Source organism: Streptomyces sp. NPDC094143 (assembly GCF_040303825.1).
Lineage (GTDB): Bacteria > Actinomycetota > Actinomycetes > Streptomycetales > Streptomycetaceae > Streptomyces.
Window position 1 is genome coordinate 1 of sequence record NZ_JBEOTZ010000096.1, and the last position, 5208, is coordinate 5208.

Sequence of the window (5208 nt, forward strand, 5' to 3'; positions counted from 1 at the left end):
GCCGCGGGGGGGTGTTCCCCCGGCGGCCCCCCCCGGCGGGGGGGGCGCGCCAGTGTGGCGCGCCGGGCGGCGCGCCCCCGCGCCGCCCTACCAGCTCTCTGCACCACGCAGATCGTGAGCTGGGGCATCGTCTACTACGCGTTCCCCGTCCTCAATCCGCAGATCACCGCCGCGACCGGCTGGCCGGCCGGGGCAACCACCGCAGCGTTCTCCCTCGGACTTGTCGCCTCCGCCCTCGCCGGAATCCGCGTCGGGCACATCCTCGACCGACGCGGCCCGCGCGCCGTCATGACCGCAGGGTCTGTGCTCGGCGTCATCAGCCTGCTGATCGTGGCCACGGCACCCAACATCGCGGTCTTCATCGCTGGTTGGGCTCTGGCCGGGCTCGCGATGGCGGCCACCTTCTACCAGCCCGCGTTCGCCGCCCTCACCCGCTGGTGGGCGCCCGACCACGTGCGCGCCCTGACCGTCGTCACCCTCGCCGGCGGGCTCGCCTCTACCGTCTTCGCGCCCCTGACCGCGGCCCTTGCCGACCACCTGTCCTGGCGCCACACCTACCTCGTGCTCGCCGCCATCCTCGCCGCAGTCACCATCCCCGCCCACGCCCTGGCACTGCGCGCCCCCTGGCCCGACGCCCCGACCAGCCCTGTACATGCCGCCGCAGGCGCTGAAGATATCGGGCGCAGCCGACCGTTCCTCTTGCTCGCCACGGCCTTCACCCTGTCCGGATTCGCGATGTATGCCGTCGTCGTCGCCCTCGTCCCGCTCCTCCTGGAACGCGGGTACACCAACAGCCAGGCCGCCTGGGCCCTCGGAATCGGCGGCGCCGGACAGACCCTCGGCCGCACCCTGTACGCCGCCCTCACACGCCGCACCACCCCCAACTCCCGCACCGCGATCCTCATCGCGCTGGGCGGACTGACCACCGCCGCCTTCGCCGCCGCCCCTGGCCCATACGCTCTGATCATCGCCGTCTCGGTCGCAGCCGGCATGGTCCGCGGCAACCTCACCCTGCTCCAGGCCACCGCCATCACCGACCGCTGGGGCACCACCCACTACGGCCGCCTCTCCGGACTCCTCGCAGCACCAGCAACCACAGCGGCAGCCCTCGCGCCGTTCGCCAGCGCAGCCCTGGCCATACCCCTCGACGGCTAGCGGCCACTCTTTTTCCTCCTGGCCACCATCTGCGTAGCCGCCGCCCTTATCGCACCGTGGACAACAACCGGTGCCGCACGCCCCCGAACCCCCTAGGGTTCAACCACCACTGCGGCCCAGCGTTGCTGCGGGTGGTTTACCGCGGTCGGCGACCTGCCGCAGGCCGACCACGCCCCGCCAAGGAAGGCGCCCAGGACACGCTGCCGCCGTTCGGGGAGGTGGATGAGTTGACCGGAGGCGGCCTCCGGTTTCGCCGCGTCCCTTCGCGCACGGATGCTATCGGGAGCAGGAGCAGGGTTCCGGGCGACGTCTGTCTATTCCAGTTCGGGCACCGACCATGTGGCCCTTCCTGGGGCCCGGCGTCGAGCGTGCGGATCGTCCGGCCTTTCACGTGGATGCAGCGTAGCGGGGCGATGAGGAGGAGGACGCGCTCGCTGCGGGTCGCCTCGGGATCGTAGGGGTGGCCCCGGTAGGCGAGGCTGAGCCGGTCGGCGTGGTCCCGGGCCTGGGGGCCGTGGATGGTCTGTTCGACGTGCCCGCGCACTTCGAGGAAGTGATGAGAATCGGCGCCGTCGATGAGCAGGAGCGTGACGCGGGGGTCACGGCGGACGTTGCGGTACTTGCTGCGGTGCCGTTCGGTGTTGACCAGGAGCCGTCCCGAGCGGTGTTCCACCCAGACGACGTGGGACTGGGGGTGGCCGTCGGCGAGCAGGGTCGTCAGGACGGCGGTGTGCGGGGGGCCGGCCAGGTTGCCAGCGACGGAGGCGAACGTGTCGGCGTCGGGGTCGGGGATGGTCACAGGTGTCTCCTCCACGCGTTGAAGCCGAGCCTGGTGATGACGTCGTGCTCGTACTCCTCGAAGGTGCGGCCCTGCTGGGCGTCGAAGGTGGCCAGGGTGTCGGCGCCGACCGGTCGGCGCAGTGGCGGACGGTCCGCGTTGAGGATCTCTTCGATGGCGAGAGCGACCTCCTGCGCATCGGGCTCGTATCCGTCTGGTTCCCACGCGGTCAGGCCGGCGCTGTACTCGGCGCGCAGCTGGCCGTAGGGGCAGTCCTCGGGAGCGGGTTGGGTGCTGCGCCCGTTGTGGGTGAGCCGGCTGGGGTAGCGGCCGGGTTCCACGAGGGACACCGTCACGCCGAAGGGGCGCATTTCCCAGTGCAGGGATTCGGCGAGGCCCTCCACGGCGTACTTGGAGGCGCAGTAGGCGGACAGGAAGGGCCGGGCGGCGCGGCCCACGAGGGAGGAGATGAAGACCAGGTGGCCGGCGCGGGCTTGGCGCATGGCGGGCAGGACGGCTCGGGTGATGCGGTAGGTGCCCACGACGTTGGTCTCCAGTTGCCAGATGAGGTCTTCCTCGCTGGTGTGTTCCATGGGGCCGGCCGTCTCGACGCCGGCGTTGTTGACCAGGGCGTCGATGCCGCCGGTGAGGCGGCCAGCCTCGTCGAGTCCTCGGGTGACGGAGCTGGGGTCGCGGATGTCCATCCGGATGACGTGCAGGTCGAGGCCTGCCTCGCGTGCTTCGTCCTGCAGGGCCTGCTGCGCGTGTGGGTGGCGGACGGTGGCGATGACGCGGCGCCCGGTGGTGGCCAGGTGCAGTGCGGTGGCCCGGCCCAGTCCGCTGCTGCAGCCGGTGATCAGCACGCGGGCCGTCACAGTGCGATGTCCTGCGACGGCAGCCCGGCCAGCACGGCGCCGGCCAGTTGGTAGGTGCGTTCGCTGGCCAGGGCGTGCTGGCCCAGGGTCAGGATGTCACGCAGCCGGCGTTGCAGCGGATGGTGGTCGTGTACTGCCGCGCCGCCGCAGGCGCGGAACAGGTCCCAAACGGCGCTGCGGCACATGTCGGTGACGTGAGCGATCATCAGCCGCAGGCCGGCCCGTTCCCGCTGGCCCGGCCGGTTCCCGGCCACGAGGGTGGTCCACAGGTCGCTGACGGTGGTGTAGGCGTAGGCGCGGGCGGAGGCGATCTGTGCGTGCGCCCGCGCCAGGGCCTCTTGCGTCAGCGCAGACTCACGCGGCAGGCCGGCGGTTGTGGGGCGCGTCTCGCTGGTGAGCAGGTCGGTGAATTCCTCCAGGGCTACGCGGGCGCATCCCAGAGCCACGCCGGGTGTGGTGCAGCGGTACATCACCGGGCAGCGGTAGAGCGGGGTGGTCCGCCGCGGGCGGTCGAAGGAGAAGGTGTGCTCACGGGGCACGTGCACGTCCTGGGCTCGGTAGCGGAAACTGCCGCTGCCCTCAAGGCCGAGAGCCTGCCAGCTGTCCTCCTCGACGGTGCACGCGGCGTGGGGCAGCAGGGCGACGATCCACCGGCCGCCTTCGTCCCCGCCGCGTACGCGGCAGCCGCTGGCCAGCCAGCGGGCATGCTTGCTGGCACTCCCGAACGGCCAGCGGCCGCAGACGGTGTAACCGCCCCCGGATGGCGCGGCTGTGCCGGCCGGTTCGACAAAGCCGGCGGTGATCGCGTCGGGATCGGCGGCGAACATCCCCGCCGCGGCGTCCGGTTCGAGGAAGGAGGCGTAATAGCCACCGTCCGATCCGATGCTGGCATACCAGCCAAGGGAAGCATCCACCTCAGCGAGCCGCTCAACGGCACGCAACTGCACCAGCGGGTCGGCCTCCAAGCCCCCGAGATCCGCCGGCAGAGCCATACGGAACACCCCGGTCGCACGTAATCGCTCCACCACCGGATCGGCCAAGCACGAGCCCCGCTCCGGCCGGGCGTCCAGCAGCCGACTCAGATCCGGCACCGCTACGCCGACAGCCTGAAGAAGATCCGACCGCGGATCACATACAGAAAGACTGCCCACCCCACCCCCAGGGTTCCTGAACGAGCCGAGCCCGCGGGCAATGTCCCCCACCAGCACCCACCGCGAAAGTGCGCATCGCTCCGCGTCCCGAGCTACGGCCTGGGGCAGGCACTGGTGCGTTTCTGCGGGCACGGAGCGGTGGAACGGCCCTTCCCGCGGGGCTACCGGGCAGAGGGGAGGGCTGGTGTGAGGCGGTCCAGCCGTTCAAGGGCCTTCCGCCGGACTCCGACCTGCACTTCGTGCGCGCCGACACCTGGTGGCGCACCGCCCTCGTCACCCCCGGCCGCACGGAGGGAGACACCCGTGTCCTTGCGGACGGATGAGGAATGCCGCAGAGCCCCATGCGCGGCGCTCGGAGCACCGACAGCCTGCTGCACCGCGCGCGGCCGATCGCCACCGGTATCGGATCGTCTGGGCTGTCGCCGTGCTCGGCCAGGAGGTCCAGGAGCTGGTGGTAGCCGGCCGCGTCGTCGGTGATACGGGCTTTGGCGAGCAGAGCGCCGGCTTCGTCGACGAGGGCGACGTCGTGGTGACGCTCTGCCCAGTCGATGCCACAGAACACGGTCAAGCTGTCCTCCCAGATCCATCCGTTTATGCAGGTCACGCGCACATGAGGGTCACGCGGCGCCCTAATCCAAGGACTCGTCGGTCCGCCATCTCAGTAGCCGTTCGCGACACCAGCGCACTCCAGGGGCTCGATCTTTCTGCAGAGCTCACAGGCTCGCGGATGAACAAGAGGTCGACCCTGGAACGGGCTCACGCCGTGACGATCAACGTCCGACCGGGCCCCGCAAGTTTCGCGGCGACCACGGAGGCGCCGGGCTGCGCCGCTCTTGACAGAGGCCTTAAGGGCCCGGGGAAACGGAGGCATCAGCCCGGCGCCCGCGTCATCACCGCGAGCCCCGCAACGGACAGCGATGCCGCTCTTTGAGGAGGCCTTGAAGGCCAGGGGGGATCCAGGCATTCGCTGTCCTGTGCGAGCAGTTACCCCGGGGCGTTGCATGGTCCGGGCCATCTGCTTATGCACTGGATTAGGGGGGATCACGTCGGTCCCTGACCGCGCCCGCCCCGGCCCGGCCGCAGCCCAACCGGACCGGCACGCCCCGATATCCCTCGCGTACGCGGGCGCGGCCCTCACGGTGCACGCCTAACTTGCCTAACGAGCTCGTGCATGGTTGGCGTTGGCACGTCGAGGGCCATGATCGTTGATCATGGTCAATGTGGTGGGGAACCGGGCACGTGCAGCGAT

3 protein-coding genes and 2 pseudogenes are annotated in these 5208 nt (G+C 70.7%); 1 reads left to right on the forward strand and 4 read right to left on the reverse strand.

What is annotated here, in order from left to right; genetic code table 11:
- Window positions 1–159 precede the first annotated feature (159 nt).
- Window positions 160–1155, forward strand: a pseudogene (locus tag ABTZ58_RS39700) (MFS transporter); the annotation flags it as partial.
- Between the two features lie 136 nt (window positions 1156–1291).
- Here the strand turns inward: ABTZ58_RS39700 and ABTZ58_RS39705 are convergent.
- The 4 genes and pseudogenes from ABTZ58_RS39705 to ABTZ58_RS39720 form a co-directional block, all read right to left on the reverse strand.
- Window positions 1292–1954 carry a TIGR03618 family F420-dependent PPOX class oxidoreductase gene (locus ABTZ58_RS39705; RefSeq protein WP_351368285.1) on the reverse strand — a complete coding sequence of 221 codons (663 nt, stop codon included), beginning with the start codon at window positions 1952–1954 and terminating at the stop codon, window positions 1292–1294.
- Window positions 1951–2808 (reverse strand): SDR family oxidoreductase, encoded by an 858-nt coding sequence (locus tag ABTZ58_RS39710; RefSeq protein WP_351368288.1) that lies wholly within the window; start codon window positions 2806–2808, stop codon window positions 1951–1953. The genes ABTZ58_RS39705 and ABTZ58_RS39710 overlap by 4 nt, the downstream gene beginning before the upstream one ends.
- Window positions 2805–3848 (reverse strand): acyl-CoA dehydrogenase family protein, encoded by a 1044-nt coding sequence (locus ABTZ58_RS39715; protein ID WP_351368291.1) that lies wholly within the window; start codon window positions 3846–3848, stop codon window positions 2805–2807. The genes ABTZ58_RS39710 and ABTZ58_RS39715 overlap by 4 nt, the downstream gene beginning before the upstream one ends.
- Window positions 3849–4227: 379 nt before the next feature.
- Window positions 4228–4542, reverse strand: a pseudogene (locus tag ABTZ58_RS39720) (IS110 family transposase); the annotation flags it as partial.
- Between the last annotated feature and the right edge of the window lie 666 nt (window positions 4543–5208).